The 15,608-nt window shown below is 64.6% G+C and carries 13 protein-coding genes; 4 read left to right on the top strand and 9 right to left on the bottom strand.

Annotation, left to right across the window (positions count from 1 at the left end; genetic code table 11):
- Window positions 1-8 precede the first annotated feature (8 nt).
- Complete coding sequence (locus AC1RQC_RS17230; protein ID WP_441634108.1) at window positions 9-560, bottom strand: (2Fe-2S)-binding protein; 552 nt, start codon at window positions 558-560, stop codon at window positions 9-11.
- The gene (locus AC1RQC_RS17225) at window positions 557-3,391 is read right to left on the bottom strand and encodes a xanthine dehydrogenase family protein molybdopterin-binding subunit (RefSeq protein WP_492811737.1); all 2,835 of its coding nucleotides are present in this window, start codon (window positions 3,389-3,391) and stop codon (window positions 557-559) included. The genes AC1RQC_RS17230 and AC1RQC_RS17225 overlap by 4 nt, the downstream gene beginning before the upstream one ends.
- A 453-nt stretch (window positions 3,392-3,844) precedes the next feature.
- Here AC1RQC_RS17225 and AC1RQC_RS17220 point away from each other — a divergent pair, with 453 nt between their 5' ends.
- From AC1RQC_RS17220 to AC1RQC_RS17210, 3 genes are all read left to right on the top strand, one after another.
- Window positions 3,845-4,744, top strand: a complete 900-nt coding sequence (locus AC1RQC_RS17220; protein ID WP_492371759.1) for a LysR family transcriptional regulator — start codon at window positions 3,845-3,847, stop codon at window positions 4,742-4,744.
- 160 nt (window positions 4,745-4,904) lie between these two features.
- Window positions 4,905-6,881 carry an aconitase family protein gene (locus AC1RQC_RS17215; RefSeq protein ID WP_492884089.1) on the top strand — a complete coding sequence of 659 codons (1,977 nt, stop codon included), beginning with the start codon at window positions 4,905-4,907 and terminating at the stop codon, window positions 6,879-6,881.
- Between the two features lie 90 nt (window positions 6,882-6,971).
- Window positions 6,972-7,982, top strand: a complete 1,011-nt coding sequence (locus tag AC1RQC_RS17210) for a Bug family tripartite tricarboxylate transporter substrate binding protein (protein WP_492884087.1) — start codon at window positions 6,972-6,974, stop codon at window positions 7,980-7,982.
- A 719-nt stretch (window positions 7,983-8,701) separates the two neighbouring features.
- On the opposite strand, the gene AC1RQC_RS17205 is transcribed toward AC1RQC_RS17210, so the two are convergent.
- The 6 genes from AC1RQC_RS17205 to AC1RQC_RS17180 form a co-directional block, all read right to left on the bottom strand.
- On the bottom strand, window positions 8,702-9,307 hold the full coding sequence (locus AC1RQC_RS17205; RefSeq protein ID WP_492884085.1) for a type VI secretion system amidase effector protein Tae4: 606 nt from the start codon (window positions 9,305-9,307) through the stop codon (window positions 8,702-8,704).
- 239 nt (window positions 9,308-9,546) lie between these two features.
- Window positions 9,547-9,879 carry a PAAR domain-containing protein gene (locus AC1RQC_RS17200; RefSeq protein ID WP_492884084.1) on the bottom strand — a complete coding sequence of 111 codons (333 nt, stop codon included), beginning with the start codon at window positions 9,877-9,879 and terminating at the stop codon, window positions 9,547-9,549.
- Between the two features lie 652 nt (window positions 9,880-10,531).
- Window positions 10,532-10,843 carry a non-heme iron oxygenase ferredoxin subunit gene (locus AC1RQC_RS17195; RefSeq protein WP_492371756.1) on the bottom strand — a complete coding sequence of 104 codons (312 nt, stop codon included), beginning with the start codon at window positions 10,841-10,843 and terminating at the stop codon, window positions 10,532-10,534.
- Between the two features lie 8 nt (window positions 10,844-10,851).
- A complete protein-coding gene (locus AC1RQC_RS17190; protein ID WP_492811731.1) occupies window positions 10,852-11,325 on the bottom strand; it encodes an aromatic-ring-hydroxylating dioxygenase subunit beta in 474 nt (157 codons plus the stop codon).
- A gap of 3 nt (window positions 11,326-11,328) precedes the next feature.
- A complete protein-coding gene (locus tag AC1RQC_RS17185) occupies window positions 11,329-12,585 on the bottom strand; it encodes an aromatic ring-hydroxylating dioxygenase subunit alpha (protein ID WP_492811729.1) in 1,257 nt (418 codons plus the stop codon).
- Window positions 12,586-12,625: 40 nt separating this feature from the next.
- A complete protein-coding gene (locus AC1RQC_RS17180) occupies window positions 12,626-13,612 on the bottom strand; it encodes a 2Fe-2S iron-sulfur cluster-binding protein (RefSeq protein WP_492884082.1) in 987 nt (328 codons plus the stop codon).
- A gap of 129 nt (window positions 13,613-13,741) precedes the next feature.
- On the opposite strand from AC1RQC_RS17180, the gene AC1RQC_RS17175 reads away from it, so the two are divergent.
- The gene (locus tag AC1RQC_RS17175) at window positions 13,742-14,644 is read left to right on the top strand and encodes a LysR family transcriptional regulator (RefSeq protein ID WP_492884080.1); all 903 of its coding nucleotides are present in this window, start codon (window positions 13,742-13,744) and stop codon (window positions 14,642-14,644) included.
- Between the two features lie 30 nt (window positions 14,645-14,674).
- On the opposite strand, the gene AC1RQC_RS17170 is transcribed toward AC1RQC_RS17175, so the two are convergent.
- Entirely contained in the window at window positions 14,675-15,568 is an 894-nt protein-coding gene (locus AC1RQC_RS17170) for a LysR family transcriptional regulator (protein ID WP_174424635.1), read from the bottom strand.
- Between the last annotated feature and the right edge of the window lie 40 nt (window positions 15,569-15,608).

The following is a 15,608-nucleotide window of genomic DNA, read 5'->3' as shown; positions in this document are numbered from 1 at the left end:
ACTCATCATCACTTGTCTTCCTTTACCAGGCCCGGGGTGTTGACCACCACGTCCTTGACGGCTTCGAAGTAGCGCACATAGCCGGTGCAGCGGCAGATATGGTCGTTGAGCGCCGCGGTGATGGTCTCATCCACCTTGCCTCTGGCCACCGGCTGGCGCTTCAGGCGCTCCACCAGGATGGTCGCGCCGTTGACGAAGCCGGGCGTACAGTAGCCGCACTGGAAGCTGAAGTGCTCCAGGAACTTCTGCTGCACGAGCGACAGTTCCACCACCTCGCCCTTGTCGTTGCGCTTGGCGTGGCCCTCCACCGTGCGCACCTTCTTGCCCTGGAAGTAATGCGCGCCGGTGATGCAGGCGCGCACTTCCTCGCTGGTGCCGTCGGCCTTGTCGTGGATCACCACGCAGGCGTGGCAGATACCCTGGCCGCAGCCCAGGCGCGACCCGGTGAGCGCAAGGTACTCGTGCAGGAAGTCGATCATCATCAGGCCTTCCGGCACATCGATGGGGCCAACGTCCTTGCCGTTGATATTGAGGGAAAGCGGTTGGGTGGCGAGGCTCATGCCAGGATCTCCTGAATCTTTTCGGCGCTGACCGGCAGGGCGGTGAAGCGATGGCCGATGGCATGCGCGATGCCGTTGACGATGGCGCCCACCACCGGAATCATCACCACTTCGGCGATGCCCTTGGGCGGATCGGTTTCGGATACGGGCGGCAGGACCGTCCCGGTTTGCGTCCATACGGCCACGTCGCTGGCGCGCGGCAACGCGTAGCGGTTGAAGTTCCAGGTGCCGTTGCCGGGCCCGTCCTCGTACAGCGGCAGGAACTCGTGCAGCGCATGGCCGATGCCCATGGCGAGGCCGCCCTGCAATTGCCCGGACACCAGCGCCGGCGACAATTGCGAGCCGCATTCCATGATGGAGTGATGGCTGAGGATTTCCACCTTGCCGCTGGCCGCATGCACGGACAGCTCCACCAGCGTGCCCACCGCGCTGTAGTAGGTCACGCTGGCGTTGTTGCGCTGGGTCGGCGCGATGTAGACCTTCTTGCGGTCCAGCACCTGGTAGCCGCCGCTGGTGGTCATGCGCGCCTTGCGCGCGGCGTCGGCGCCGTCGCCGTAGCGCACCGACAGCCCGTCGATGGGCAGCCGGGTGGCCGTGCCGTCGACGTCGAAGTCGGCTTCGGTCCATTGCCAGCGATTGAACACGTGCACCGTGGCGCCCGTGACCAGGCCGAGCTCGTGCGCCTTCTTGGCCAGTTGCTCGTAGGGCAGGGCTTGCAGGCCGCCGGCGGTGAGCTTGCCTTCGACCCAGCGCGCGTCCTCCACGCGCACCACCAGCGAGGCCGCCTGGCCGCCGCCAAAGCCCTGGCTCCAGATTGCCATGGCCGCCGGCCACAGCCCGTGCATGAAGACCACGCGGGCGGCTTCACGGGTGCTGTGGGTGAAGTAGTAGGCCGAGTTGGTCGCACTCGATGGCGACGCATACGCCGGCGACCAGCGTGGGTTGGCCGACAGCTTGTCCTGGTCGGCCTGGCTCATGATGTAGGGATCGCCGGTGGCGGTGACGGGCAGGTCGGGCCAGTCGGTGAGCGCCACGCGCACCTCGGTGGCGGGCTTGCCCAGCCAGCGCGCCACGGCCACCGCTTGCGAGGTGGACATGCCGGTGCCGATCTCCGCGCCGCAGTGATGCAGCGCGATGGTGCCGTCCGCGCGCATCTCCACCTTGGCGAACGAGGCCTCGGCGCCGGTGCCGAAGTCCTTCTGCACGCAGGCAAAGCCCACGCCGTAGCGCCGGCCGGGATGGCTGGCTTCAAAATCCGCTTTGCGCTTCGCGCGGTTGGTCCACAGCGGATGGGCCTTGGCCGCCTGCAGCACCTCATCCACGCGAATCGCGCCGGCAGGGATCGCGCCCTGCGTGTTCTTCATGCCAGAGCGCAGCGCGTTTTTCAGGCGGAACTCGATCGGGTCGAGCTTCAACTGCTCGGCGAACTCGTCGACCATCATCTCGGTCGCCGCCATGCTCTGCAGCGTGCCGTAGCCGCGCGCGGAGCCCGCGTCGATGGCGCGCGTGGCGATCGCCACCGCGGTCAGGTCATTCTTCGGGAAGTAATAGATCGACTGCGCCGCGGTGGCGCCCACCATCGCCACGGACGGCGAGAAGTTGGCGCGTCCGCCACCGTTGGCCTCGAAGTCGCCCTGGAACGACTGGAACAGCCCGGTGTTCTTGTCCACCGCAATGCGGTAGCGCATCTTGAAGGCGTGGCGCTTGATCGAGGTCTGGAACTGCTCATAGCGGTCGTTGGCCAGCCGCACCGGCTTGCCGTCGGCGTAGAGCGCCGTCACTAGGCCGTAGAAGGGGAAGTTGTAGTGATCCTTGGAGCCGTAGCCCACGGTGTAGCAGGGATGGACAAACACCTGCCTGACCGGGAACGCGCCTTTGGCCTTGGCCATCATCTCCGCCGTGCTGTCGCCGACTTCGATGGGCGACTGGGTCGGCACCACCATGTGCAGCGCCTGGGTGCTGGCGTCGTACCAGCAGTTGGCGTTGTCCGGTTCCAGCGCGGCGGTGTCGATGGACTGCGTGTTGTACTCGCGCTCCAGCACCAGCCAGTCAGCCGGCGGCTGGTCCAGCTGCTGGCGGATCTGCCCGGCATGGAACATGCCTTGCTCGCCAAGCTGGCCGTGGTCCTTGCCATCGGGCCAGACCGGCTCGTGCTTGCGCATCATGCTGGGGAACAGCGGCGCGTTTTTCAGGCTGGAGAACACGTCGTCGTCGAACGGCGTCTCGCCGCCCACCCGCACAAAGCGGAACGTGCCCCACGGATCGCGCTCCAGCGGGCCGGTCTCGGCGCCGTAGCGGATGATCTCGTCGTGGAACTTGAGCTTGTCCTTGGCAAAGCGGAAGCGGGCGAAGTCGTGATAGATCAGGATGGCCACGGCGTGGCCGAGATAGGCCGGCGTCTTGCCTTCCGGCAGCAGCATGTCCTCGCCGTAGAAGGCGGGAAAGGCCACGCCGTCGCGCGCCAGGTCGGCGGCGGTGACCACGCGGTCGGGCTTGAGATCGTCACCCAGCAGCGCCAGGTCGAAGCCCGCATAGCTGCGGTCCGCCCTGGTGGCGCGCAGGATGAAGGCATGCGATTGCGCCTTGGGCCAGTGCGGCATGTCGCGCGAGCGGATATCGCGCGCGAAGACCTTGTCGCCGGTGACCTTGGCCATGCCGTCGATGCGGAACCTGGGGGCGCCGGTCTTGGGGTCCCACTGGACCGGGGTCAGGATTTTTTCTTCGAACAGGGCTGCGAAGGCCTTGCCGCCGATCGGTGCGATATACACCGACACCCCGGCCACGACGCTGGCTTTCAGGAAAGTGCGGCGCGTTGGGCTGAAGTTAGCCATGGATTTTCCTTGAGAATGCGCGGATGCCGCCGCAGCGGCGTCCGGGCGAGATACGCGGCCTGATGCGTCCGGCCTGGGCGGCCGGGCGAACGAGACGGGAGAAACCGGAAGGCGGGGGGCAGCGGCAATCGAGGTCTCCGTGCATGAGGGCGCGGGCACGAAGTACGGCACCGGCGCGGATTACGACGCAAGACTGGGCTGGTGATCTGTGGGGCAATGCAAGGTTTTATTCTAGGCGTGGAAGTGCACGCCGGGGCGCGGATTCTGCGCCGTCAGGGGTGCGGTAGCAACAGGGCGGGCTGAATAATGCTTATCACGGTCGTGTCATTCCGTTTGGGGTGACATTGAGGTAGCGCATTGTGCGGAGCACAAATCCACGTCGCGCCGGCGTGCCACGCCTGCGATCGCCGTCCGCCGTCGCCTGCAATGCCTGATCGTTGTAGCATCGCTGCCATGGACAACCTGCTCAGAAAACTCGACCTGACCTCGCTGCGGCTGTTCGTTGCCGTTTGCCAGGAACAGAACATTGCCCGCGCCGCCGAGCGCGAATTCATTGCGCCGTCGGCGGTCAGCCGCCGCATTGCCGAAATCGAGGCGCTGATCGGCTTGCCGGTGATCGAGCGGCATCCGCGCGGCATCACGGTGACGGCGGTGGGCGAGACGGTGCTGCGGCATGCGCTGGCCATCATTGGCAATATCGAGGCGCTCGGCGCGGAACTGTCGCGTTTTACCTCCGGCGCGCGCGGCAACGTGCGCCTGGTGTGCAACCTTGGCGCCATCGTGCAGTTCCTGCCTGAGGACCTGGCTGCCTTTGGGCGCGTGTATCCCGATATCGGCATCGAGCTGGAGGAGCAGCACAGCCCCGAGGTGCTGCGCATGGTGGGAGAGCGCAGCGCGGACTTCGGCATCTGCAATGCGATCCAGGGCGTGGAGCAATTTGTCTCGCTGCCTTACCGGGAGGACCAGCTTTGCGTGCTGGTGCCGCGCGGGCATGCGCTGGCATCGGCGCAGCAGGTGAGCTTTGCGGACTTGCTGGGCGAGACCTTCGTCGCGCTGCGCGATGAGAGTGCGTTGAGCCGCCTGCTGGCGGAGCAGGCGGCGCGCTTGAACGAGGCGCTCAAGATCAAGATCCGGGTGGCGAGCCTGGATGCCTTGTGCCGCATGGTGCACGTCGGGCTAGGGATTGCTGTCGTGCCGAGGCAGGTGGGCGAGCTTTACCTGAACACCCTGGACGTGGTGGCGCGGCCGCTATCGGACCCCTGGGCGACACGGCAACTGGTGGTGGTGTTTCACTCCCGGGAGCATCTCTCGGCGAGTGCCTTGGCCTTGGTCGGCTTTCTTTGCCGGGAATAGGAGCAAGGTGGGAATAAGGTAGGAATAAGGTGGGCAAAGCGAAGCGAGCGTGGGCAAATAGCCAGCCGTCGCAAACCGAGATGCCTGCCATGCCGACTGCGCACTTTGCCCCGGCGGCGCCAAACCATATAGTGGGATCACCACAACGAGAAACCCCGCAATGGAAGCCACCATCCGCTTCGATGGCCGCGTGCTGTACCTGTCGCAAGACCCCGCCTGCGTGCGCGCCCAGCTCGACGGCAAGCCGATGACCCGGGCCGAGGCCGGCCCGCTGCGCGACAACATCTCCACCGATGAGATCACGCCCGTCACGATCATGCTTACCTACGATGAGCGTCTGGGGCAATTCCCCTACGTGGGGTTCCAGGCGGGGGGCGAGCAGCCGATCGGCCGCGATGCCATCCGCAACGGCGGCTTTGCCGTCACGGTGGCGGGCAAGCGCTATGGCAAGGGCTCCTCGCGCGAGTCCAGCCCGCTGGCGGAGCTGTCGGCCGGCATCCGCCTGATCGTGGCGGAGAGCTTCGAGCGCATCTACCAGCAGAACTGCGACAACATCGGCATCCTGACCACCACGGATTTCACCGTGCTCGACCGCGTGCTGGCGGGCGAGGCGATTCCCATCGAGGCCTTCCTGACCGGGCGCGATGCGCTGACCCAGCAGGTGATCCGTGCCGGCGGCCTGCTGGCCTATAGCCGCGCGGCAAGCTGGCCGGCGGCGGGCGAGGGCGCGCAGGGCACGGAGGCAACTGAGGCAACCGGCAACGCCGCACCGCGCACCTTGGTGGAAAAGATCATCGCCCGCCATCTGCTCCCTGGCACGCCGAGCGCTGAGCGCGGCCAGGGCGTGTTCGTCGCGGCGGACTGGCGCTTCTCGCACGATTACTTCACCGGCATGTGCGCGCACCTGATGCACCGCGCGTTCGGCAAGCCGGCAACGTTGCACGAGCCGGATCACATCATCGCGTTCCAGGATCACCTGGTGCTGGCGGCCCAGAGCTTCCCGCATGTGCGCGACGGCTTGTTGCCAGGGGTGGCCAACCTGATGCAGGGACATAGCCGTTTTGCGCACGACTACCCGGTGCGCTCGCATCACGCGCTTGCGGGCGAAACACCGGGCTCGGAAGGCATTTGCCATGCGCTGATGGCCGAGCAATACGCGCTGCCGGGGCAGGTGGTGGTGGGCACCGATTCGCACACGCCGCATTCCGGCGCGCTCGGCTGCCTGGCGTTCGGCGCGGGCGCCACCGATGTCGCCAATAGCTGGGTCACGGGCTACGTGCGCTGCAAGGTGCCGGAAACCCTGCGCGTGGAGGTGGAGGGCGAGCTCGCCGAGGGCGTGACGGCCAAGGACATCGTGCTCTACCTGCTGCAGATGGAAGCAATCCGCTCGGGCGGCGCCATCGGCGTGGTGTTCGAGTATGCCGGCAGCACGGTGCGCGCCTTGTCAATCGACGAGCGCGCCACGCTGACCAATATGGTCGCCGAGCTGGGCGGCTTCACCGGCATCGTCGAGCCAGACGACAAGACCGTGGCCTTCCTGAAGGCGCGGCGAGGCGTCGATTTTGCGATCGAGGACTGGATGCGCAGCGACGCAGGCGCGACCTACCGCGACGTGATCCGCATCGACGCCGGCGTCATCGCGCCCATGGTGGCGCGCCCCGGAGACCCCGGCAATGGCATCGCGGCCAACACGCTGGATGCGCCGGTGCCGGTGGACATTGCCTACGGTGGGTCCTGCACCGCAGGCAAGCGGGAGGATTTCGACTACTACCACGAGGTGCTGCGCTGGGGCCTGGAGCATGGCCTCAAGGTGTCGCCCCGCACCCAGCTGTTCCTGCAGTTCGGCACCCTCGGCGTGAAGGCCTACTGCGAAGCGCGCGGCTATATGGACACCTTCGCTGCCGCCGGCGCCACGCTGGTCATGCCGGGATGCGGCTCGTGCGCCAACTGCGGGCCGGGTGCTTCCACCACCAGCGAGCAGGTCACCATCAGCGCCATCAACCGCAATTTCCCCGGCCGCTCGGGGCCGGGCCAGGTCTGGCTGGCCAGTCCTTATACGGTGGCCGCGAGCGCGCTGGCGGGGCAGATCAGCACATTCGGGCAATTGCAGGCAAGCCGCGCCGCCCCCGCACCCTAGCAGCACACCCCGGCGTCCACGCGCAAGCGGGGGCGCGGCGGCATCCATAGCCGGGCGACAGATCCCGGCAGCCATCCACAGGAGACAACGATGTTCCCCAATACCTCGCGCGTCCTGCGCGCGGCGGGGCGGCTGCTTGCCGTCGCCGCCATCGCATTCCCCGTCATCGGCGCGCACGCCGTACATGCAGCGCACGCTGCGGACAAGTATCCCGCCAAGACCGTGCGCCTGATCGTGCCGAACTCGCCGGGCTCCACCGCCGACGTGGTGGCGCGCGTGGTGGCCGAGGGCATGGGCCAGGACCTCGGGCAACCGTTCTACGTGGAGAACCTTCCCGGTGCGGCGGGCATCCCCGGCACGCGGCAACTCGTATCCGCCGCTGCGGACGGCTACACGCTTGCGGTGGTGTCGTCCAACCATGCCATCAACCCGGGCCTGTACCGCAATATTCCCTATGACAGCGTGAAGGACATCACTGCCGTAGGGCTGATCGGCACCACCCCGCTGGTGCTGGTGGTGGGCGCGGGCTCGCCGTACAAGACCGTGCAGGAACTGCTCGCGGCGGCGCGGGCGCATCCGGGCAGCCTGAGCTACGGCTCGTCAGGCAAAGGCAGCGTGCTGCATCTGGCGGGAGAGCTGCTTAAATCGAAGGCCGGCATCGATATGCTGCACGTACCCTACAAGGGCGTGAACACGTTGATGACCGATGTGCTCGGCGGACAGATCAACGCTGCGTTCCTGGCCACGCCGTCAGCCCTGCCGCAGATCAAGGCCGGCAAGCTGCGGGCGCTGGCGGTCAGCACGCCGGCGCGGCTCGACAGCCTGCCGGCGGTGCCGACCCTGGCGGAATCGGGCGTCAAGGACTATGCCTACGATGCCTGGATCGCGCTGGTCGGTCCCGCCGGGTTGCCCAAGGACGTCGCCGCCCGGCTACAGCAGGCGCTGGTCAAGGCGCTGGCCGCGCCCAAGGCGCGGGAGCTGTTCGCCGCGCAGGGCTTTGTCGTGAAGAACGGCAATGGCGAAGAAACCGCCCGTCTCATCCGCGACGAACTGGGCAGGAGCCAGGCGCTGATCAGGAGCGCGTCGATTGCGGTGGAGTGAAGGCGCAGCGGGAATCTCTCAATTCAAGCCGTCATTCGCTCGCGTAGTGGCCAGCCACAAAGTTGCAAGCGATGCCGGCTTCTTCGTGGGGGTCGGTGGCACCGTATTGAAGAGTCTGAGGGCTTCACCACCGCGTCCACCCAACACGAAACCATCACGACGTGATGTGTCGTGAATGGGCAAGAATTCTGCTACCGGGGTCGTACCGCGAGACCAGAGTCGTTTGCATGAACGTGGTCATTCGAACCGGTAACGGCATGAGGCTGGTAGAACTCGGGGCGGTACGACGAAACCGGAAAGGCATCCCCACGCCGCTACGCCAACCTCCGGTAAGGATCGTTATTTTGGTTAAATTTCTCCATATCACGCAATGCCTAGCCGCTACAGCGCAACAATTCTAGTAGCGGCGATTGTTACTGCCCAATGCGTAAGAATTGTCGCCACTAACGCCAGGGCTAGCAGGCCGGTTCTCTCGACGCGCGTGCTGAGCACGAACCCCAACGCGCCAAACAGAACCGGTGGAACGGGTATCAGCAGGATCAAGCCAAACAGCATCCGTGCATCAGCAGGGCACACGTCTATTCCAACGCATGTCCCAGGTCGCGGCGTGCATAGGCGCAGGAACAGTTCACAGAGGTGCGCATCGATGACGGAACATGCGACTACACTGGCCAAGCCGACGCCGGAAAATGCTGCCGTCACAACGAAGCGCCGCCAGCCTACTTGATTTCCCAAAATAGTATCTCCGTTGATCGCCCGAGGTCCGACCACCCATAATGGGTGCCGGGAAAGAATGCATCCCATCCCAAGCTGCGACCGAATGTTGAAACGACGCCGGGAGTGCTGCTGATCGTCAGCCGCGACCCATTCCACAGGTCAATGTGACCGCCGCTGGCGTTGCCAGCCGTTTCGCCATCGCGCCTCCAATAGTTCATGAACGCGACGATGCCAGTGCGTCCCGCGATCTTCTTTTGCCAATCAGACCCGGTGATGCTTTCCGGCGCGCCGATGCCAGCCATGGGCTTAAGCCGCAGCCAGTTCGCCATCTCGGAAGCCAGAACAGCGGTGCGCTTTCCTTCCAGGCGAATCTGGCCCTTGCCGCGGAACGACTTCATCTCGATGCCAACCTTGTGCAGGGTGACGCTCATCCGAATCGCACATTGATTTTCAAAGCCCGCCGGCACGTCTCCTGTCTTGGGATCGACGTATGGCGTTCCTCGCGGATAGGCCGCCCACAATTCGGCAAATGTGACCCTCCTGAGCGATACTTCGGCCTTAGAGTCCACTTTTTTATTGGTTGGCACCTCCTTTTTCTTGTTAGCCATCTTCACCTCCAAGGTGCTTGGCGAGCGCTTCATCCCCCCAATAGACCGTCAACAAACCGCTGTCCGTCGTAGCAATGCGAGGCAGCCGGCCCTGCTCATCCGTGTGGCCGAACAATCCGCGGCCATCTGTCGTTTCCACAAAATACGGGTAATCGGCAATTGGTCCGCTCGGGCTCACCGCAATCACCAGCTCGTCGAAGCTCTCCGATACCGGCCCTCCCGTAGCTGTGAATCCCGCATTACCGGAGCCAGGCAACTCGTATGCCCCATCGCGTGTCCATATCCTCAAACCAATTTTCGCCGGCAACCAGAGCAACAACGCGTGGCGGCGTGGGGCACTGGCACAGGACAATATCGCCGTCCAGGGCAATCTCGCCCATGAACTGCATCCGGCGCGGCCCGCCGGACTTAGCGATCGTGCCGGTGCTCTTGCAGGTTTCGCAGTAAGCCTGGCCTCCGATCAGTGCGGCCTGGTGGCCTGGGTCGCCAAAGGTACAAACTGGGCCCGCATAAGGCAGGATCTTCCCGCCGCGCGCCAGTACGTCGCCAACGCAGGCAATTCTTCGCATCATGGTCGAGCCTCCCAAATGTCGATGGGCTGCTTGTCTTCCTGCATACGATCTCCCTCAAGATGGGCTATGTGCGCAAATCGCCCCCCCAATTGTGCCTAGTGCCTCGTCGAGGTCAATGAGACAAGTCCTAATGTGTGATGATTTTTTTTATTAGCAGTGCTGCGCAATTTCTATTTTGCCGCGGGCGCGGTGGCACCGCTTTGACAATCCCGAGACCTTGACCACCGCGCCCGCCCCACCACGAAACCATTGGCGGGCGCAGTGTCGTGGTGCTTCGCGCCGGTAACGGCAGATTGGCGAATGGGCACGGATTCCGCTACCGGGGGCCGCACCACGCATCCCGGAAATTGGCAGCGTCGTGGCCCTTCAAACCGGTACCGGCAGATGCCAGCAGAACGATGGCCATACGACGAAACCAGCGCCCTGTGCCCTCGCGATTGCTCTGCGCCCGGCAGGGTCGGCTTTCTTCTCGTTAGTCTTCTTTGCCGACGCAAAGAAGAGTGACCGGCAGCCCCCGCAGGGGGATGTCGTATGGCACTTGGGTGCTTAAACCAACGCCGACGAAGTAAACAGCGACACCCCCAGCAGGGCAATGTCGTAAGGCACCTTGGGCGCAAAATGCCAACACCGCTCAAAAAAACAGCAACACCCTCTATACCTCCACAAACACCTCCCCATTCTCAACCCTCACATCAAACACCTCAATATCACTAGTCAGCGGCTCACACATCGCCCGCCCGGTGCGCACATCGAACTTGCCCTGATGCAGCGGGCATTCGATTTCGTGCCCATCGAGAAAGCCATCGCACAGGCGCGCGTTGCCGTGGCTGCAAGCGTTGTCCGTAGCGTAGACTTCGCCGTCCACGCTATACAGGGCGATCTCCCTGCCCCCCGCATTGACTGCCACGACATCATCCTTGGGAATTGCGACCAGCTGTATCACTTGAATCCACTGCTTCGACATGGCACACCTCAAATCGGATAAATGATGGAATTGGCGATCATTTCGCTATCGAATACACATAGCCGGGACTCGAACTTCAAGCCCTCCCCGGTGCGCCGGATCACATCGATATAGCGGCCCACGTTGTACACGGTGGATTGCCCATCCGGCTTGATGCGAAAGACGGCGTAGCTGGCCTCGGCGTCGATCCGCTCCGCATCGGCCTTCAGGATGCGCGGGATGCCGACCACATGCCGCTGATAGTAAGGATCATGGAAGATGGTTTCGGTCGCCCCGTAGATGCGGTCCTTGAGCATGCCGCGGCTCTCGAAGGAAAGCGTGGCAAGCGGAAAGCCGCCATCGTAGTTCTCGCGCGGTTGCAACTTGTAGACGCACGCCTCGGTGAAAAAGTCCGGCCACTTCTCCCATTCATTGTTGTCAAGCGCCGCAGCGTAATCCGCATACAGCGCCAGCACTTGCGAGTAGGTTTCAAAGTCGAGCATGTCTCAGGCCTCCATCACGCGGCGCCAGTAGTTGTACATCCCGCGGATCAGCGTCTCGGTCACCATGTGGTCCGTGTCGCCGATCTCGCGCCCGCCGAGTTCCGCCACCGTCCGGTGGAACGGCTTTTGCTCGAAGCCTTGCTGGGAGAACTCGATCACCTCGCCGTCGTCGGCCGAGACAAAGCCGGCCGGGCCGAACAGGTTGGCCTGGCGCAGCCGGCGCCGGGTCATGTCGGCATCGTCGCCCTCGAAGCCGAAGTGCGTCCACACGAAGTTGAACGAGCCGTGGCCGGTGGGCTGGATATGCCGCGTCGACACCGAGTTGACCTGCTGCTGGATGATCACGCTGGGGAACAGCGTCATCATCACCGCCGTGGGCTCTCCCCACCAGGGTTCCTGCACCACGTCGAGGAAGCGGTCGTCATGCAGGCTCATCTGCTCCTTGAAGCTGGACACGCCGCTGGTGACATCGCCCTTGCCGCCCTGGCCGCGCGTGGAGATCATCGCGGCGTGGCGGAAATGCTCGTCCATCTTGAGCGCCGACTTGTTGTCGGCGCGCCAGAGCCCGAAGGTCACGAACCACGTGTGCAGCAATCCCGGGTGATACGGGTCTTTGATGTTCTCCTGCATCAGCTTCCAGTTGCCGGGAATCTGCTGGCGGCTATAGCCGAGGATGGTCAGCTTGCGGCCGTCGAAGACACGGTCGAAGTAGGCCAGGATGGTCGGGCCGAGATAGTCCTCCAGTGCCGGCACCTCATGGTCGAACGAGGCGAAGATCACGCCGTTGCGGCGCGCCACCTTGAGCTTGGTCAGGCCGTGTGCCTTCGGGTCGAAGTCGGCAGGCATGCCGCCATTGACTTTGCCGTCGAGCTTGACACCGCGCCGGAACGGCACGCCGACCAGGTTGCCCTTGAGGTCATAGTTCCACTGGTGATAGGGGCAGGTGAAGTCCTTGCGGTTGCCGGAGCGCTCGCGGCAGAACTGCACGCCGCGATGCGCGCATACGTTCTCCACCACGTAGATATTGCCATCCGCCGCGCGGCTGGCAATGACCGAGCGCTCGCCGATGACGGTGCGCTTGAAGTCGCCGGCGTTCGGGATTTCCGCTTCCAGCCCGATGTAGCACCAGTGGCCGGAGTAGAAGAAGCGCTCCAGCTCCTGCCGGTAGACGTCGTCATCGGTATAGGCCCAGAAGGGGATCCGGCTGGAGCCTTCGTCCTTCCATTCTTTTTTCTTGAATACAACAGCTTGCTCGCGCATGGTTTGTCTCCGCGATGTTCGTGATGTGGGGCTCAACGGGTCAGACGCCGCTGGCGTGGAAAGCGTCGGCATGGATGTGGTCGGGGTCCATGCCTCTTTGGCGGAGCAGGATGGAGGCGGCGTCGACCATGACCGGGGCGCCCGCCAGGTAGGCGCGCCAGCCCTGCATGTGCGCCCAGTCGTCGGCCACCGCCTTGGTCACCACGCCGCCCCGGTAGCCGTTGCCGTCGCCGGCCGATGCCACCACCACGTGCACATGCATTGCCGCATGGCGCGCCTGCAGCTCGCGCAGCCATTCCAGGCCATAGAGGTCGGCATGCGTGCGAACACCAAAGTAGACGTGCACCTCGTTGCGCATGCCGCCGTCGAGCATGCCGCGCAGGATCGACAGGATCGGGGCTAGCCCGGTGCCGCCCGCGATGCAGATCACGGGCCCGTCGAACTTGCGCCGCAGGTACGCCGTGCCCAGTGGGCCGGCAACGCGGATGGCGTCGCCAACCTTGAGTTCCGACGCCACATAGGACGTCACGCGCCCGTCGGGCACCAGCCGGATATGGAATTCGAGCTCGTCGGCGCCGTGCGCCACCGCCATCGAATAAGGCCGGATATGGCGCGGCGTGAACTGCAGCGTGGCGTACTGTCCCGGCGAGAAGTCGAGCGGCTTGGGAATCGCCACGCGGACCCGCTTGATGTCATGGGTCAGGTCGTCCAGGGCGGTCACGGTGCCCTTGAGGATCCTGGCGGGATGCACCACGACCTCGTCGAGTTCCGGGATCTCGATCGCGCAGCTCTCCACCAGCGTGGTCTGGCACGCCAGCACCGACGCGCCGGCGGCCATGGGCGCGCGCGAATCCTCGGGGCCGCTCGCCTGGGTGCGGCCGGCCAGGACCTTGCAGCGGCAGGTGCCGCAGCGCCCCGCCATGCAGCTATATGAGATGGGCACCTGGTTGGCCCGCAGCACGTCCAGCAGGTTGTCGCCGGCTTGCGCGTGCAGCGTCCTGTCCAGTGGGTGGATGGATACTTCCATGGGGGGCGTCTCCAGCTAGTTCTTCTTGGCATCCGTTTGCCGATGGGCGTATGTTGGCGCCGCAGGTAGAATTAATAAATAGAAGGAAGGTGATACGTCATATCACTGTGAGTGATAAAGGGGGCTGGGATGGAGTTGCGGGAGATCGACCTGAACCTGCTGGTCGTGTTCAATGAACTGCTGCGCCTGAGGCGGGTGTCCGCCGTGGCCGAAACGCTAGGCACTTCGCAGCCGGCCATCAGCAACGCGCTCAATCGCCTGCGCAAGCTGCTGGGCGACGAGCTGTTCCTGCGGACCTCCAAGGGCATGGTGCCCACGCCGTTCGCGGAGAACCTGGCGGAGCCGATCGGCTACGCGCTCGGCGCCATCCACAACACGCTCAATGCGCAGTCCGTGTTCGAGCCGGCCACCAGCGCGCGCGGCTTCACCATCGCCATGACGGATATCGGTGAGATCTATTTCCTGCCCGACCTGATGAAACGGCTGTCCGAGGTGGCGCCCGGCGTGACCATCAGCACGGTGCGCAACCACACGGTGAACTTGCGCGAGGAAATGGAAAGCGGCCGCGTCGACCTGGCGATCGGCTTCATGCCCGACCTCAAGGCCGGCTTCTTCCAGCGGCGGCTGTTCCGCCAGCGCTACGTCTGCCTGTTCCGCCAGGGCCATCCGCTGGCCCGAGAGGGCATGACCCTCAAGTCATTCAGCAGTGCCGAGCACGTAGCCATCGTCGCGGCAGGCACCGGGCACAGCATGGTGGACGAAGTGATCCAGCGCGCCGGCGTGCCGCGCCAGGTCCGCCTGCACGTCCCGCACTTCGTGGCGGTGGGCCATATCCTGCAGACGACCGACCTGATCGCGGTGGTGCCGCAGGCCTATGCCGAGCGCACGTTAAAGCCCTTCGGGCTGGAGACGGCGCCGTGCCCGGTGAAGATCCCCGATATCGTGATCAACGTGCTCTGGCACGCCAGGAACAATCGGGAGCCGGCCAACCAATGGTTGCGGCAAGTGGTATTTGAGGAATTTTCGAGGTAGCGGTGCGAATACCAACGTTACGTACGTTTGTCACGCCCCCAGCACTTCCTCGCAAACCGAAAACCACGCCCGCGCCGCATGCGATAGGTAGCGGCCCGGCGACCAGATATGGGCGAGCGCCCAGTCCATGGCCGGCTCCGTCAGCCGTGCCACGGCGAGCTTGTCGCGGATATCGAGCTTGTCCAGCAGCGGTTGCGGCAGGAAGGTGGTGCCCAGCCCGGCCGCGGCCATCGAGGCGAGGAAGTCCCAGTGCCCGCTTTGCGCCACGATGCGGGGCTCAAGCCGGGCGTCGAGAAAGGCCTGCCGCAGTTTTCGGGTCAGGGAGAAGTCTTCGGTCAGCATCAGCAGGGGCTCGTCGCGCAGCGCGGCCAGGGTGACGGTCTTGCCCTTGGCCCAGCTGGCCTTGCGGGGGCCCGCGACCCAGATCGGGTATTTGGCGAACTCGCGCGTGGCCAGTTCCAGGCCGCTGTCCCGGGGCAGTACGGTGGCGCCGACTTCGAGTTCGCCACTGGCCACTTGCTGCTCCACCATATGGCCGCCGTGTTCGGCCAGGCTGAGCTCCAGGTTGGGATAGCGCTGGCGGAAAGCGCTGACGGCCGGCGAGAAGAACAGGTTGGCCATGGGCGGAATCCCCACGGTCAGCTGGCCACGGCCTAGCGACGAGAGATCGGCCACTTCCAGCGTAAGCCGGTGCACCACGCCAAGCGCTTCCTGCCCGCGCTCATAGACCACGCGCCCCACGTCGGTCAGCCGCACCTGCTTGCCTTCGCGGATCAGCAGTGGCTGGCCGATCTCGTCTTCCAGTTGCCGCACCATCTTGCTGATGGTGGATTGTGTGACGAACAGGGACGTCGCCGCCTGGGTGAAGCTTTTCAGGCGAACGGTTTCAACGAAGTAGCGCAGGGCGCGGATGTCGATGGGCATTGGGTGCTTCCTTTCCCATGAAAAAAGCGAATGTGATTTG

The organism is Cupriavidus sp. GW822-FHT03E04, assembly GCF_058801495.1.
Note: the sequence above shows the minus strand (reverse complement) of the source record. Positions and strands in the feature narration are given on the sequence as shown.